Source organism: Pararhizobium sp. IMCC21322 (genome assembly GCF_030758295.1).
Taxonomy (GTDB): Bacteria; Pseudomonadota; Alphaproteobacteria; order Rhizobiales.
Map to the genome: position 1 here is coordinate 308,572 of NZ_CP132335.1, position 14,303 is coordinate 322,874.

Annotated in this window: 13 protein-coding genes; 5 read left to right on the forward strand and 8 right to left on the reverse strand. The window is 55.1% G+C overall.

What is annotated here, in order from left to right; genetic code table 11:
• Positions 1-45 precede the first annotated feature (45 nt).
• Positions 46-1,077 carry a LacI family DNA-binding transcriptional regulator gene (locus RAL91_RS01595; protein ID WP_306259232.1) on the forward strand — a complete coding sequence of 344 codons (1,032 nt, stop codon included), beginning with the start codon at positions 46-48 and terminating at the stop codon, positions 1,075-1,077.
• A gap of 40 nt (positions 1,078-1,117) precedes the next feature.
• Here RAL91_RS01595 and RAL91_RS01600 read toward each other — a convergent pair whose 3' ends face one another.
• The 6 genes from RAL91_RS01600 to RAL91_RS01625 form a co-directional block, all read right to left on the reverse strand.
• A complete protein-coding gene (locus RAL91_RS01600) occupies positions 1,118-2,446 on the reverse strand; it encodes a TRAP transporter large permease (RefSeq protein WP_306259233.1) in 1,329 nt (442 codons plus the stop codon).
• Complete coding sequence (locus RAL91_RS01605; RefSeq protein ID WP_306259234.1) at positions 2,443-3,009, reverse strand: TRAP transporter small permease subunit; 567 nt, start codon at positions 3,007-3,009, stop codon at positions 2,443-2,445. The genes RAL91_RS01600 and RAL91_RS01605 overlap by 4 nt, the downstream gene beginning before the upstream one ends.
• Before the next feature lie 86 nt (positions 3,010-3,095).
• A complete protein-coding gene (locus RAL91_RS01610) occupies positions 3,096-4,151 on the reverse strand; it encodes a C4-dicarboxylate TRAP transporter substrate-binding protein (protein WP_306259235.1) in 1,056 nt (351 codons plus the stop codon).
• Between the two features lie 48 nt (positions 4,152-4,199).
• Positions 4,200-6,581 (reverse strand): xanthine dehydrogenase family protein molybdopterin-binding subunit, encoded by a 2,382-nt coding sequence (locus tag RAL91_RS01615; RefSeq protein WP_306259236.1) that lies wholly within the window; start codon positions 6,579-6,581, stop codon positions 4,200-4,202.
• On the reverse strand, positions 6,578-7,078 hold the full coding sequence (locus RAL91_RS01620) for a (2Fe-2S)-binding protein (RefSeq protein WP_306259237.1): 501 nt from the start codon (positions 7,076-7,078) through the stop codon (positions 6,578-6,580). The genes RAL91_RS01615 and RAL91_RS01620 overlap by 4 nt, the downstream gene beginning before the upstream one ends.
• On the reverse strand, positions 7,075-7,908 hold the full coding sequence (locus tag RAL91_RS01625) for a xanthine dehydrogenase family protein subunit M (RefSeq protein WP_306259238.1): 834 nt from the start codon (positions 7,906-7,908) through the stop codon (positions 7,075-7,077). The genes RAL91_RS01620 and RAL91_RS01625 overlap by 4 nt, the downstream gene beginning before the upstream one ends.
• Before the next feature lie 134 nt (positions 7,909-8,042).
• Between RAL91_RS01625 and RAL91_RS01630 the strand changes: the two genes are divergently transcribed.
• Complete coding sequence (locus RAL91_RS01630; protein WP_306259239.1) at positions 8,043-8,669, forward strand: TetR/AcrR family transcriptional regulator; 627 nt, start codon at positions 8,043-8,045, stop codon at positions 8,667-8,669.
• Positions 8,670-8,879: 210 nt separating this feature from the next.
• On the opposite strand, the gene RAL91_RS01635 is transcribed toward RAL91_RS01630, so the two are convergent.
• Positions 8,880-9,368: a GNAT family N-acetyltransferase gene (locus tag RAL91_RS01635; RefSeq protein ID WP_306259240.1), complete on the reverse strand. Its 489-nt coding sequence runs from the start codon at positions 9,366-9,368 to the stop codon at positions 8,880-8,882.
• 81 nt (positions 9,369-9,449) lie between these two features.
• The gene (locus tag RAL91_RS01640; protein WP_306259241.1) at positions 9,450-10,454 is read right to left on the reverse strand and encodes a LacI family DNA-binding transcriptional regulator; all 1,005 of its coding nucleotides are present in this window, start codon (positions 10,452-10,454) and stop codon (positions 9,450-9,452) included.
• Between the two features lie 75 nt (positions 10,455-10,529).
• Between RAL91_RS01640 and RAL91_RS01645 the strand changes: the two genes are divergently transcribed.
• From RAL91_RS01645 to RAL91_RS01655, 3 genes are all read left to right on the forward strand, one after another.
• Positions 10,530-11,768, forward strand: a complete 1,239-nt coding sequence (locus RAL91_RS01645) for an FAD-dependent monooxygenase (RefSeq protein ID WP_306259242.1) — start codon at positions 10,530-10,532, stop codon at positions 11,766-11,768.
• A 24-nt stretch (positions 11,769-11,792) separates the two neighbouring features.
• A complete protein-coding gene (locus tag RAL91_RS01650; protein WP_306259243.1) occupies positions 11,793-12,881 on the forward strand; it encodes an ABC transporter ATP-binding protein in 1,089 nt (362 codons plus the stop codon).
• A gap of 66 nt (positions 12,882-12,947) precedes the next feature.
• On the forward strand, positions 12,948-14,258 hold the full coding sequence (locus RAL91_RS01655) for an ABC transporter substrate-binding protein (protein WP_306259244.1): 1,311 nt from the start codon (positions 12,948-12,950) through the stop codon (positions 14,256-14,258).
• The last annotated feature ends 45 nt before the right edge of the window (positions 14,259-14,303 follow it).

Sequence of the window (14,303 nt, forward strand, 5' to 3'; positions counted from 1 at the left end):
TCATTCTATTATCGAACCGATTTTATAAAGTGTAGGGAATCCAGAGTGGCTATCATTTCAAGTCGCGCAACAGCAGCTGACATTGCAAAAAGTGCTGGCGTTGCGAAATCGACCGTGTCACTTGCGTTCAGTGCGCCAGAGCGCGTTTCAGCCAAGACCCGTGAGCGCATCCTTAATGCCGCCGCGGCCGCCGGTTACACGCCAAATCCGGTTGCTCAAAGCCTCAAAACGGGGCGCAACAATATTGTTGGCATCATTTTAGCCGATCTGACGAACCCGCATGGTGGAGCCGTTTTGGGACAGGCTCAACAAACGGCGAATGACATAGGTTATATGGCCATGACCGCGACAGCTTCGCATGATCCCAAGCGAGACCTGGAGTTCGTTCGTAAATTTGAGCAATTAAACATCCGCGCCGCAATTATCATGCCTTCTGGTTCGGGTCATGAATATGTCAAAGCCCTCGCAACCAGCTCAATTCGCTTTGTCACCTACGGTCATAAACTCTCGGGTCTGGCGTGCGATCATGTTGGATTGGACAATCGTCTGGGAATGGAATTACTGGTCCGACATTTGGTGGAACTTGGCCATCGGCGGATTGGCCATGTCGCAGGCAACCAACGCCAATGGAGCGGCACTGAAAGACTCGACGGGCTGCGTGAGAGCCTGTCAGAGGCCGGTTTGACACTGGAAGACAAATATCTGGGCTTTGGCGAATATGATGAGGACGCATCTTATCGCGCAGCGCTTAAATTACTGCGCAAGAAGGATCGGCCAACCGCACTGATAACGGCGAACAATGTAACTGCAATAGGGGCCTTGCGAGCGGCGAGAGACCTGAAGCTTCGCTGCCCGGAAGACATATCCATTGCGACAATTGATGAAGTCCCCTGGAGTGAACTCATATCACCCACCCTGACCCACGCTGCCCAACCAATCGGAGACATGGCAGCGTGCGCTGCAACCTGGTTGATCGAAAGACTGGAAGGTCAAAACAAAACCGAATTGCCTCGCTTCATTGAATTTCCACCAAAGTTGATTGTCGGCCAATCAACTGCATCAATCGATGGACATTGAGACTGCTCAACAGCCCTCGCCAGGCTTGGCCGACCTTCGCTTACAGGAAAGCTGTTGCCGTGATTGGAAACAAGGCGACCACAAGCAGAACAATCAACATCACACCGACAAATGGCAGCGTCGCTGCAAAAATCTGCTCAACGGAGACATTCGGATCATCAAGCGTATTGTGCACGGTAAACACCGATATCCCGAAGGGCGGTGTCAGCAAACCAATCTCGACGGCAAGGACCGTGATGATTCCAAAGTGGCTCAGATCAATGCCCATGCCCTGCGCGATCGGGGCCGCAATCGGCACCATGATCAGCAGGATTGATGTGCTGTCGAGGATCATGCCCATCAGCAGGATGATCACCGCATAAAGCAACAGGAACTGCATCGGTCCAAACCCGGAGCCCTGCACAAGGTCTGCAATCGCATTCGGCAGCCCGGCAATCGACAACATGCGCGAATAGAAGCTGGCCGCGATCAGCAGCAACAGGATCGATACAGAGATAATCGCCGTTTGCTTCATCACCTCCCACAGGCGCTTCCGATCCAGAGACCTGCGCGACAGGGCCACGATCAGCGCACCAAACGCGCCAATGCCACCTGCCTCGGTTGGGGTGAAGTATCCGGTATAAAGCCCGCCCAGCACCAAAACGACCAGCAAAGCAATCGGCACCAGCTTGCCCAACATTGTGAGCAGCGGCATTGGTTCGATATCAATGTCCTGCCGCCGTGCCTTGGAAACGTCAGGATCCGTCAGCACAAAGCGCGGGAATACAATGGTGATGCCAATCAACATCGCGACGAACCCGCCAGCAAGCAACAGCCCTGGCACGATGCCAGCCAGGAACATGCCGCCGATCGAGACCTCAGCCAGAACGCCGTAGATGATCAGCAACAGGCTTGGAGGAATCAACATGCCCAGAACTGACGACCCGGCCACAGTCCCGGCGGAGAACGCCGGGCGATATCCATGGCGCGTCATTTCCGGCACAGCGACCCGCGTGAAGACAGCAGCCGAGGCAATGGACACGCCTGTAACCGCCGCAAAGATTGTGTTGGCCGCAACCGTGGCAACGCCAAGTCCGCAGATCATTCGGCGCAACAGCTGTTCCGCTACCTCGAACGTATCGCGCCCCACATTGGAGACGCTCACCAGAAGCCCCATGAGAACAAACAGCGGGATTGTCGCAAAGAGGTAATCAGCAATCCCACTATAGGCGGTCAGTTCCAGCATCTTGAACGCCAGATCGACATTGTCGCGAATGATCCAGATACCGACAAACGCCACGGAAATAAGCGCATAGGCGATCTGCATACCTATCAGGACCAGCCCGACAAGAACGACAATCAGAATGAAACCGATGGCAAGGGTGGTCATGTGGCATTGCTCCGAAGACTGCGCACTTCATCGGTCATGCGATAGAGCGCCGAAAGCGACGCCACAGCGGAACCGAGCACTGTGATGGCTCGGAAGGGAAAGGTGGGGATGGTGAAAACGCCTTGCACGCCAAAGAATTCAGCGCCGGTCCAGGCATCCATCATCTTGGGCCAGGAGGCCCAGAAGATCAGGCCAAACACGATCGCCCCGGTCAGGGCAAAAAACACCTCAAGCCAGCACACCGCGTTGGGCGAAGCCCGCTGCAACCTGCGCACCAGAAAATCCGCCCGTGTCAGCCGCTTCTGCTGAATCGCCGCAGCCACCTGCAGGAATACGATGGCCACCACTGTGCGGGCAGCAATCTCGGACACACCCGTGATGGGTGAGTCAAAGAAATTGCGGCCCAGAACATCGGCCACAACCAGCGCCATCAGTCCGCCGATACACAGCGTTCCAACCGAGAACATGATCGCCGCCACACTGCCCAGAATGGCCCCCACCGGGGCCTCGGCAAAGCTGGGGACAAATCGGTCCTGTTCGTTGCTGGGATAGTGCTTGCTCATATCAACAGGCTCATGGCTTTCTTCAAAGGGCAAAAGGCTCCGGTCGCAGTTTGAGCGACCGGAAGCCCATTGTTCAAGATCGAAATTTAGCGACCTTCATCCCAGTTGCGCAATGGAGTGGCACCCCGCTCACGCAGCGCATCGAAATAGGCCTTCAGAACCACTTTGCCGGCGTCGCCTGTTTGCTCAAGCCATGGCGCTACGATGTCGGGAAGACCCTCGACCCACGCGGTTTTCTCAGCCTCGGGCAATTCGTGAACCGTCAATCCTGCGGCCTGCATTTCGGTCATCGCACGTTCTGCCAGATCAGACACATAATCACCATGTGCAGCCGACGTGGCTTTGGCCGCATCGCGAAACGCCTGCTGGACAGGTTCCGGCAGTCCGTTGAAGAAGTCTTCATTGGCAGCAATCCCGCCAAAATACATCGACCCGATACCCACACGGGTTAACTCGGGTGCGACTTCATAAACACGCGTGGGCAGGATGCCGGAGGCAAACGACAATGTGCCTTCGGTTACACCGGTCTGAATGTTGGTGTAATATGTGGTCAGCGCGCCATCGACGGGCGTCGCGCCTGTTTCCCGGAGCCAGTTGGCCGACGTACCCGGGGCATTCAGCTTGCGGTTTTGCAGGTCAGACATCGCCATCACCGGAAAGGTGGCGTAAATGTCATAGCTATCCGTGATCAGTGATGACAGATGCACCATGCCATTCTCGGACCAGCTGTTGGCCAGTTCGGGCAGGTTCTGACTCAAATCGTCGAAAATTTCGATGATCATCTTATGATCGGACGTCGCGAAAGGCGTGAAATAGGTGACGTTCTGGAGCGGCATGTTTGCCCCTTCCCAGACCGTGCCCACCATGCCGACATCGACGATTCCATCCATCACCGCTTCGCGGGTGTCAGTGAACTTATAAAGGGTTCCGGCATAGGCCTCGTTCCAGTTGACCTGATACGCGCCTGCTTCGGCCAGAATACGGTTCACCTCGGGTTGAAAGGTGTTCTTCATTGCGTAAACCCAGATATTGGCCTCAGGGTGTGAAGATCCGATATTGACCGTAATCTGCTCTTGGGCCGAGGCCCAACCTGCGGCACTGATCCCGAGTGCGGCAACTGTAGTGAATAAGCTATATTTCATGTTTGTTCCTCCCAGAACACGGATGCTCTTGCGCATCCTTCGGTGGTGTTAATCTTCAATAGAACCAAGCGCGCGTAAAATGCGCTCTGGTGTGAAGGGCATTTCCGTCACTTGCGCACCCAGCGGCCGCAAAGCATCATTAATTGCATTCATCACGGCTGCCGGTGCGCCAGCCGTGCCAGCTTCGCCCGCCCCTTTGGCGCCAAGCGCGCTTTCTTTGGTCGGGGTTTCCACATGGCCCACGACCATGTCAGGCATCTCGCCCGCCATCGGCACCAGATAATCAGCCATCGAGCCGTTGAGCAGCTGGCCTTCCCTGTCGTAGTGAATTTCTTCGAAAAGCGCGCCGCCAAGCCCTTGCACGATGCCGCCCCTGATCTGTTCATCAACCAATTGCGGGTTGATGATCCGACCGCAATCCTCCACGCACCAATGTTTCAGAAGCTTTACGATCCCGGTATCTGTATCGATCTCAAGGTAACTGGCTTGCACCCCATTGGTGAACGCAAACGGGTATTCGGATGTGATGTAATGCCTGGTCTGCACCAACTCGCGCGGCAGACCATCGGGCAATGTATCGCCGCGGAAATAGACAATGCGCCCAAGCTCTGCCAGCGGCATACGCTCTGCGCCGGTTTCGACGTCCACGACGTTGCCATCCTGAATATCCAGAGACGCCACTTCGGCCTGTAGCATAGCGGCTGCGACTTCGAGGATTGAGTCCCGCAGTGCCCGCGCTGATCGCAAGGCCGCTTCTCCGCCAATGCCCGCTCCGCGAGATGCCCAGGTGCCCCCACCATATGGCGTGACTTGGGTGTCACCGGTGATGACCCGCACATTGCCCGGATGCACACCCACACCTTCGGCCACGATCTGCGACAGCATCGCTTCGGTGCCCTGTCCCTGCTCCGTCACCCCGGACAGCGCCACGATGGACCCGTCCGGATCCATGCGCACAGTGCAGCCATCCTGCGCCGAGATGCGCGCGCCGCCAATGCCGTACATAAATGGCGACGGGTTGGTCAGTTCGATGAAACTGGCAATGCCGATGCCACGATGAACACCCCGCGCACGCGCCTCTGCCTGATCGGCACGCAGCGCGTCGTAATCCATCAGCGCCACCAGCTTGTCCATGCTTTGGTGATGTGACAGTCCTTCGAACCGCATCTTTGCGGGCGAGGTGACGGGATAGGCATCATCGGCATATAAATTCCGGCGGCGTATTTCGACCGGGTCCATGCCCAACTCCGCCGCCGCCATATCAACCAGACCTTCGGTCACAGCCACAGCAATTGGATGCCCGACTGCGCGGTATTGGCACGTCGGTGTCTTGTTCTGGAAAACCACGGTCGTCTTGGCGCGGTAATTGGCGAAATCATAAGGACCGCCGCACAAATTCACGACCTGATTGCCCTCAATCGCCGATGTCCGTGGGTAAACTGAGTAGGCACCAATTGCCGTCCAGTCATCCACATCAATCGCCAGGATTTTGCCCTCGGCATCAACGGCGATTTTCGCCTCTATCTCATGGTCACGCGCATGAATATCGCTGGTGAAGCTTTCCAGACGGTCGGCGATGAATTTGACGGGGCGCGCCATGATTTTTGAAATCGCGGCAGTCGCAACTTCGTCTGGATAGACATGCACCTTGATGCCGTAAGACCCACCGACATCGCCACAGATGACCCGCACGCGGGATTCCGCAATATCCAGATGTTTGGCCAGAACGGTCTGCATCATATGCGGCGCTTGCGTGGCATGATACGCCGTCATCTGTCCTTCAGCCGGGTTCCAGTCGACCAGAATGGACCGGGGTTCCAGAGTGACACCCGTGTGCCGCCCTGTCTTGAAGCGCGCCGACACGACCTTGTGGGCGGTCGCGAAAACGCCGTCGACATCGCCCTCTTCGTGCAGCCTTTGGAAGGCCAGGTTATCACCCATCTCGGAGTGCAGCACAGGCGTTGCTGCATCCAGCGCAGTCATCATGTCAGCAACAGCGGGTAGAGGATCATAAGCCACTTCAACCAATGCAGCGCCATCTTCGGCCGCAGCGCGGGACGTTGCAACCACCGCAACCACAGGCTCGCCAACCCAGCAGGACCGGTCGATTGCCATAGGATGCTCCGGCGGTGATTTCATTCCTTTGAGATGTTCCAGCACAGCCACCCAGGGCGTACAGACCTCAGCCAGATCAGCGCCGGTGAAAATCCGCAGGACGCCTTTCACCGATTTGGCCTCTTCTGCATCAATGCCCAGGATTTTGGCATGGGCGAATGACGAGCGCACAAAGACCACATGCACCATGCGCGGCAAGGTGATGTCGTCCACATATTTGCCCCGACCTTCAACCAGTCGCCCGGCATTGGGGCGCGGGACAGTCTTGCCGATATAGGAATTTGGGCGATCGGGATTGCCAAACTGAATGGTCATGCCTGCACCTCACCAGCCCGTTGTCGTGCCACCGTCTCCACCGCATCGACAATGGCCTCATATCCCGTGCAACGGCAGTAATTGCCCGACAGATGCTCGCGGATCGCCGCCCGTTCGGGCACCCCGCCCTGCGCCAACAGTTCTTCCGCCGCAACCAGCATTCCGGGCGTGCAGAATCCGCATTGCAACGCGTTGCGTGCAATAAACGCCTCTTGCAGGTCGCGAATAGCGTCGCTGTCAGACAGTCCTTCGATGGTCCAGACATCTGCACCGTCCAACTGAGCGGCCAGCATCAGACAGCCCCGCACGGACGCTCCATCCACGCGAATTGTACACGCGCCACACACACCGTGCTCACAACTGGCATGGGCTCCGGTCAGGCCAAGATCCTGGCGCAGAAAATCAATGACATGCTGTCCGGCAGGCACACGCGCCTCAACCGGCTCACCATTAACCGTCAGATCGATATCAATCTGGTCAGCAAAACTCTTGGTCATGCGCTGTCTCCCTTCGCCTGTGCCACAGCACGGCGCAGCAGAATGCCTGCGATATGGCGGCGATAACTGGCGCTGCCCTGCGTGTCCGAGGCCGGATCAATTTCGGCGCGCAAAGCCGTGACAGCGCCGTCAACATTGCCCTGGTCAAGCTGCGCCATCGCATTGCGCGCCAGTATCGGCGTCGACCCGACAGACAGTAATGAAATCCGGTGCCCGGTGCTGCGCGCCACGAGGCACAGGCCCACCAAGGCATAATCCCCGGATCGGCGCGTGACCTCCTGCAAGACCTGCTGCTCGTCTGCTTCTGCCTTTGGAACAGTAATCGCAGTCAAAATCTCACCGTCTTCAAGCGAGGTCTCAAAAAGATCCTCAAAGAAATCTTCGGCGGCAACACTCCGCTCCCCGTCCGGGCCGTGAATGTGCATCGTCGCCCCGAGCGCCAGCATGCAAGCCGGGAATTCTGCCGCCGGATCGGCATGAGCCAGCGCTCCACCAATGGTGCCTCGATTGCGAATGGCAGCATGGGCAATGTATGAGACGGCCTCTGCCAGCAATGGAACATGCGCTTTGATTAAAGGGTCGACGCCAATTTCTACGTGCTTTGTCAGGGCACCAATGCGCAGGGTTTCTGCTTCTTCGGTGACGCCCGAAAGCTCTGCAATACGCGAGATATCGACAAGCATGTCACCGGTCGACAGCCGCATATTCATGGCCGCAATGAGGCTCTGACCACCGGCAAGCACACGGCCCATGCCGTCGGACGACGCCAAAAGCTCCATCGCATGCGACAGGTCATTTGCTCGAGCATATCCGCCCGCCGAAGCTTTCATGCGCTGTCCTCCCTGAGCATCAATGCTCCCCGCATTGACTATTGATCAAATGATCACTCTTATTGATCATATGATCAACAAAAGGATTATGATTGCAAGAAGAATCTTTTTTGATCACAAACAAGGTCATGGATATGGACAAGACCGATAGCATCGACCCAAAGGCAAAACGACGTCGGCTGCCACCCGACGAGCGGCGGCAACAGATTGTCGACGGGGCTGTGGCATTCTTTGCCGAAGTCGGGCTTGAGGGCAAAACCCGTGATTTGGCCAAGCGCGTGGGAATCACCCAATCTTTGCTTTTCAACTATTTTGAAAACAAGGAATCCCTGATCGAAGCCGTCTATGCCCAAGTCTATATTGACCGGCTTGCGCCGGAATGGAGCCACCGCCTGGTCGACCGAAAGGTCCCGCTGAGATCTCGGTTGCTGGCCTTTTACAAAGACTACAGCACGCTGATTTTCGAATATGAATGGATGCGGATTTTCATGTTTTCGGGCCTTGCCGGAGCCGAGTTGAACCGGCGTTATCTTGAACATCTGAACAAAATGATTTTGCATCCTTTGCTCGACGAGATGCACGCGGCATCGTCCCATTCGATGATGCCGGACATGGAAGATCTTTGGAATCTGCACGGTGGCATCGTCTACATAGGAATCCGCCAGCACATTTACCGAATGCCGTGCCCGGATGATCCCGGCCCGGCCATTGAACATGCGATTGACCGGTTTTTGCAGGCTTTCGCAATTGAGCAGGATTGACGCATTTCTTCGACAGGCACACTGATCCGAAAGCTGGTGCCGCACCCACAGCCATAGCGTTTGTCGACCATATGGATTAGCTGTACCGTCTCGTCAGGCCAAGCGGGGAAAGGTGCATCTGAATGCTTAGAGGCTAAGTTCAGAACCCATTAAATTGACTGTGGCCGAGCGGCTGGATTGCGTCCGAACCTGCCGATTGCTTCACCTCGTTTACCGCCTCGCCCGCATTGGCAAGATCAAGCCCCACTGAGTTTCCTGAGGTGGCCCAAACGGTTCGAAACCCAGTTTCCTGTAGACAGCAATCGCCCGCTTGTTGTCAGGATGAGGATCGGTCGCGATCACCGGCGCACCCTCATCGAAAAGAGTCTTCATTCTTGCACCGATAAACGCTGATCCGTGCCCAACACCGATCATGTCAGGGTCTCCGATGTATTGGTCAATTCCTCGCGACCCCTGGGGAAGCTTGGTAAAATGATGATCTTCCCACCCATGCACGGTGTAGTCTTGCATGAAGGCAAAGGGGCGTTCATCGGTAGAGACAATCCATCGCGATACACGAGGATCGTTTATTTCTTCCCGATCGTATGACTCATCCAAGCCCCACCACTCGCGAACATGCGAATGTGCTTGCCACTTCTGAAGCAAATCGAGGTCATCCATGGTTACTCGGTGAAAACCATAGGTTTTGGCAGTCATCATCCAAACAGCCTATCACATTGCCTGTTGGCAGTTTGAGCTCCAGTCCGTCATTCGAGGTGTTGGATTTTATTGGCCCCGACCCTAGGCCGTCTGACCTTTGTTCAGTTCAAATTTCAGATCGCTAATGGCTGTCGTTGGCGCGCCTTCCAAGCCACGTATGATGCTGCGTGCCGAAACCCGGCCAATATCATGCCGTTTTGTAACAATCGTTGTCAGCTTCTGCGGCATGTTTTGGCCTGTGGGCAGGCCGCTGAATCCGGCTATTGCCAGATCATGCGGAATCCGAATTCCGGCCTCAATACAGTGCATCATTCCGCCAGTGGCCGCTGTATCATTGGAGAAGATAACAGCATCCCGGTCGGGCGCAATGTCCAGCAATCTGCTCAATCCCCGTTTTCCATCTGCAAAATTGGGTGGGCTTGCGAAAAGATCAGGCGCAATGATTTCCAGGCCCGCATCTTCAATCAGTAGCCTGATCTCTTCAAACCGATCCGCTGCTGAATAATCCTCTTCGTTCCAACCCACATACCCGAACCGTTCGTAGCCACGGGACAAAAGGTATCTGGCGATTTCCCGACTGGCTGCGCGTTGATCCAAGCCAACACACATATCAATTGGCGTGTCCGTTAAACTCATCATTTCCACAACGGGCACGCCGGAACTGGCCAGCATATTCCTGGTTTTCTGGGTGTGATAAATATTGGGCACGATGATCCCGGCCGGGCGCCAGGACATCATTGAATACAGCAACGCCTCTTCCTTCTGAAGGCTGTAACCCGATATGCCGACAATTGCGTGATAATCCGCTTTTTCAAGCTCTGAAGTAATGCCTTCCATAACTTCGGTAAACACGTTGTTGACCAGGGAAGGTATGATGACAGCTATCTGATTGGAGCGGGTCGTGGCCAAAGACCCCGCCAACTGGTTTTGCACATATCCCATCTTTTCCACCACGGAAATGATGTGAGCGCGCGAGCGCGCGGAGACCACGCCGCTGCCACGCAGCACCCGGGATACGGTCATTTCCGAGACACCGGCAACCTCCGCAACATCACGAAGTGTCAGGCGTCGCTTTTTTTGTGTCATAGTTGCTGACCTAATTGTTAGCGCCAGACAATCTAACAATGGAAATGGAAAAAAACAACGTATAGCCTTCGGTGCATGGCAAATGGACACTCATATCGTATTGCAATCATTGGCGGCTCAATTGCGGGCTGCACAGCCGCGATTCTTATGCGAAAGGCCGGTCATCAGGTCGAAATCTTCGAGCGCTCGAAGCGCGGGTTGATTGGACGTGGCGGTGGAGTCACAACGACGAGTGACATGCTGCGCCAGCTTGCAGAGTTGGACATTATTGACGAAGATTTCCCGTCGTCACCCTATTCTGAACTGCATATGTCCAAAGTCTCTGATGAAGATGGCGACCTTGGGCGTTGTCCGCTTATCCGTGCCCTGGACATGAATTGCGTTCACTGGAGCGGGCTTTGGGAAAACATGCGCAAGCGTATTCCCGACGATATTTACAAGCGCGGTTATGAATTGGTATCTGCCGAAAATCGTGATGACGACGTCGTGCTTCAGTTTCAAAATGGCGAGATCGTCACGGCCGATCTGGTTCTGTTCGCAGATGGATACAATTCACTTGGCCGCAAGTTGATGTTCCCTGAAATTGGGCTGGAGTATCGGGGATATTCGGTCTGGCGCGGTGTCGTACCTGAAAGCGAGATCGAAAACGGTGACCAATTATCCATTCACCCCCGGTTCTCGTTTCGCGATCAGCAAGGAAGCTTCATCTGCTACATGATCCCTGACCGGGACGGCAGCAATGAAATCGGCGAACGACAGTTCAACTGGGCCTGCTACCTTCCCGTAGCTGACGCTGAACTGGCCTGGTTCATGACCGACAAGGACGGCAAGCAGCGCACTGGAACGATTTCCGCAGGCTCGATGCGTCAAGACCAGGACGACGAATTGAAGGCCCTCGCAAAAGCGCAACTGCCTGCTTACTACTCAAAAATTATTGGACAATCTCAAAACAACCAATTGCAGCAGATTTACACAAGTCAGTTGCCCGCCTATCGCAAAGGCAGGATGTGCCTGATTGGCGATGCAGGTATCATGGTGCAGCCACTCACAGGCGCAGGTGTCTTCAAATTATTCTCCAACGCGCGCGATCTGGCACATGCCATCACCGAAAACTCCGACCTTGAAACCGCGCTTGAGGGCTGGTCAGTCGAGCAGACACGAATTGCAAATTCGATTCTGTCGATGGGACTGGATATGGAACAAGCGTTTATCTGGAACACGATTGATCTGGCCAAGGCCGACCCGCAGGAGTGTGAACGCTGGTTTGACCGCTCGATCAATATCGCCAAGGAGTATTCCTATTTTGCGACCTAATGCATTTTCATCGGATCAGAACCAATGAGCGGTGTCTCTTTAAGAAATGTCACAAAGAGATACGGCAATGTAACAGTGATCCCCGATCTCAGCCTCGATATTGCTGAAGGCGAGTTCGTGGTGTTTGTCGGCCCGTCCGGCTGCGGGAAATCCACAACACTGCGGATGATTGCCGGCCTGGAAAAGGTCACCTCCGGGCGCATCGATATTGCCGGGCGTGACGTGACATGGGCACGTCCCAAAGAACGGGACATTGCAATGGTGTTCCAGTCATATGCGCTCTACCCGCATATGAATGTGGCCAGGAACATGTCGTTTGCGCTGCGTCTTGCCGGCCGCCCGAAAGACGAAATTGCCGAACGCGTGCGCATTGCAGCTGATATGCTGGAGTTAACACCATACCTTGAGCGCAAACCCAAAGATCTGTCCGGCGGACAACGCCAACGGGTTGCGATGGGCCGGTCTATCGTCCGCGATGCCTATGTATTTTTGTTCGATGAACCACTCTCCAATCTTGATGCAAAACTGCGTTCTTCAATGCGAACAGAATTGGCTTTGCTGCATAAAAAGCTTGACCGCACAATGGTTTACGTAACGCACGACCAAATTGAAGCCATGACGATGGCCGACCGGATCGTCATTATGAAAGACGGCCTGATTCAGCAGGTTGGCTCGCCCAAGGATGTCTACAACACCCCGGTCAACACATTTGTCGCAACTTTCATGGGGTCACCATCAATGAATCTTTTGCCGGCGGATCTGAGTGATGAAGGTGGCGATGTCTTTGCCACAGGTGCCGGTTTCAAACTGCCTTTGCCGGATCGTCTGCAAGAGGCAGCGCGCAACTCTGCCAGAAAGGGCATTACCCTTGGTATGCGCCCGGAGCACTTCTCAGCGGAGGCACGGGCACCCCATTTTTCCGCCGTCGACCTGCATGTGAAAGTGGCCGAGTACATCGGATCCAGCCAGTACCTTGCGGCCGATCTGGGTGGTCAGGCCGTGACCGCTGCCGTCGAGGTCGGGCCAGAATCCGATCTCATGACCGACGGCACGTTTTTCTTCGACACATCACGACTGTATCTTTTCGACAGAAAAACCGGGGATGCATTTTAAAGCAACCCGGCACAAAGCGCGGATTAACCGCAAAATTTCATTGAAAACCTGGGAGGGGAAAAAACAATGATTGGACTAATACGAAACGGCGTTTTGGCCGTCAGTGCACTGGCACTCAGTGCAGGAATTGCTGCTGCAAACCCTTACGAGAAATACGCGGGCACGACGATAGTTGTATCATGGCCTGCGCTTAGCCACTTCAACAAAGCAGAAACACTGGTCGAAGAATTTACGGAAGAGACCGGAATCGATGCTCTGCAATATCTGAAATTGAGAGATCGCCAGCTTTTGGAAATGTCCAAGGATGAAGGCGAATATGATGTCGTCTCCTGGGTCGTCATGTGGAAAGGCGAGTACGTTTCCAAGGGGCTTTTGACACCATTGTCGCAGTTCTACACATCGGGAAGCCTCGTTAATCCTGACTATGACATCAACGACATTGCCGAGGCATATTTGCAAAACGGCGGCATCGTTGGTGGTACGAAGGGATACATGCCCGGCATTTCCGGTGCCATGTACGGCGTACCTTTTGGAGCTGAAACATCGATCCTCGCCTATCGCAAGGATATCTTTGACGAGCAGGGAATTGAGGTTCCCGAAACATATGACGAGTTGCGCGCCGCTATGGCGAAGTTGAAAGCGGCTGGCATTCCGGCATTAACGTCCAGGGGCAAAACCGGCCACCAGGTAACAGCGGCATGGCTGCTTCACCTTGCACCATTGGGCGGCAAGATCTTTGATGACCAGTGGAATCCGGTGATCAATTCGCCTGAGGCGGTTGAAGCGGCGCAGGTTCTGCGTGAAGTGGCACAAACCGGCCCGGCGGGCATCCCGACTTTCGGCTTTGGCGAGGCAGCAGCAAGCTTGCTGCAAGGCGAAAGTGCCATGCACCTCGATACACTGAAAATTGCGGCCATGTCTCGCGATCCGAAACTGTCAAAAATCGACGGCAAGGTCGGCTTTGCTCTGCATCCCACAGGCACGCGGTGCGGTTCTGAAACAGGCGGTTTTGCCGCCGGTATTCCAGCAAACAGTCAGAACAAGGAGGCAGCCTTTCTCTTCCTGCAATACATCACCTCAAAAGCCGGTGATCAGCGCATGGTGGAGCTTGGCGGCGATCCAATTCGTATCTCGACCCTGAAAAACAACGCCGACAAATTCGACGATTACAGCATTGTGGCAGAGCAACTGCCTTGTGCCGATCCCGATTGGCGGCCGTTGATTCCCGAGTGGAACGAACTGAACATCGACGTCCTGGGCCAGGCCCTGACCGAAGTGATCACCACAGACAAACCGATCCAGCCGATCATGGATGCGGCAAATGAAAAAGCTCGCGCCATTATGGAGCGTCAAGGCTACTACGTCTGGCAGAAGTAATGCCGTTCAGGTGGGGTCATTCATGGCCCCACCTGCCATCCTCAA

What these genes read in the sequence shown, in the direction of transcription:
- RAL91_RS01620 (WP_306259237.1), bottom strand. Translation starts at nt 7,078, where the DNA reads ATGACCAAGAGTTTTGCTGACCAGATTGATATCGATCTGACGGTTAAT.
- RAL91_RS01630 (WP_306259239.1), top strand. Translation starts at nt 8,043, where the DNA reads ATGGACAAGACCGATAGCATCGACCCAAAGGCAAAACGACGTCGGCTG.
- RAL91_RS01635 (WP_306259240.1), bottom strand. Translation starts at nt 9,368, where the DNA reads ATGATGACTGCCAAAACCTATGGTTTTCACCGAGTAACCATGGATGAC.
- RAL91_RS01615 (WP_306259236.1), bottom strand. Translation starts at nt 6,581, where the DNA reads ATGACCATTCAGTTTGGCAATCCCGATCGCCCAAATTCCTATATCGGC.
- RAL91_RS01650 (WP_306259243.1), top strand. Translation starts at nt 11,793, where the DNA reads ATGAGCGGTGTCTCTTTAAGAAATGTCACAAAGAGATACGGCAATGTA.
- RAL91_RS01610 (WP_306259235.1), bottom strand. Translation starts at nt 4,151, where the DNA reads ATGAAATATAGCTTATTCACTACAGTTGCCGCACTCGGGATCAGTGCC.
- RAL91_RS01625 (WP_306259238.1), bottom strand. Translation starts at nt 7,908, where the DNA reads ATGAAAGCTTCGGCGGGCGGATATGCTCGAGCAAATGACCTGTCGCAT.
- RAL91_RS01640 (WP_306259241.1), bottom strand. Translation starts at nt 10,454, where the DNA reads ATGACACAAAAAAAGCGACGCCTGACACTTCGTGATGTTGCGGAGGTT.
- RAL91_RS01655 (WP_306259244.1), top strand. Translation starts at nt 12,948, where the DNA reads ATGATTGGACTAATACGAAACGGCGTTTTGGCCGTCAGTGCACTGGCA.
- RAL91_RS01605 (WP_306259234.1), bottom strand. Translation starts at nt 3,009, where the DNA reads ATGAGCAAGCACTATCCCAGCAACGAACAGGACCGATTTGTCCCCAGC.
- RAL91_RS01600 (WP_306259233.1), bottom strand. Translation starts at nt 2,446, where the DNA reads ATGACCACCCTTGCCATCGGTTTCATTCTGATTGTCGTTCTTGTCGGG.
- RAL91_RS01645 (WP_306259242.1), top strand. Translation starts at nt 10,530, where the DNA reads ATGGCAAATGGACACTCATATCGTATTGCAATCATTGGCGGCTCAATT.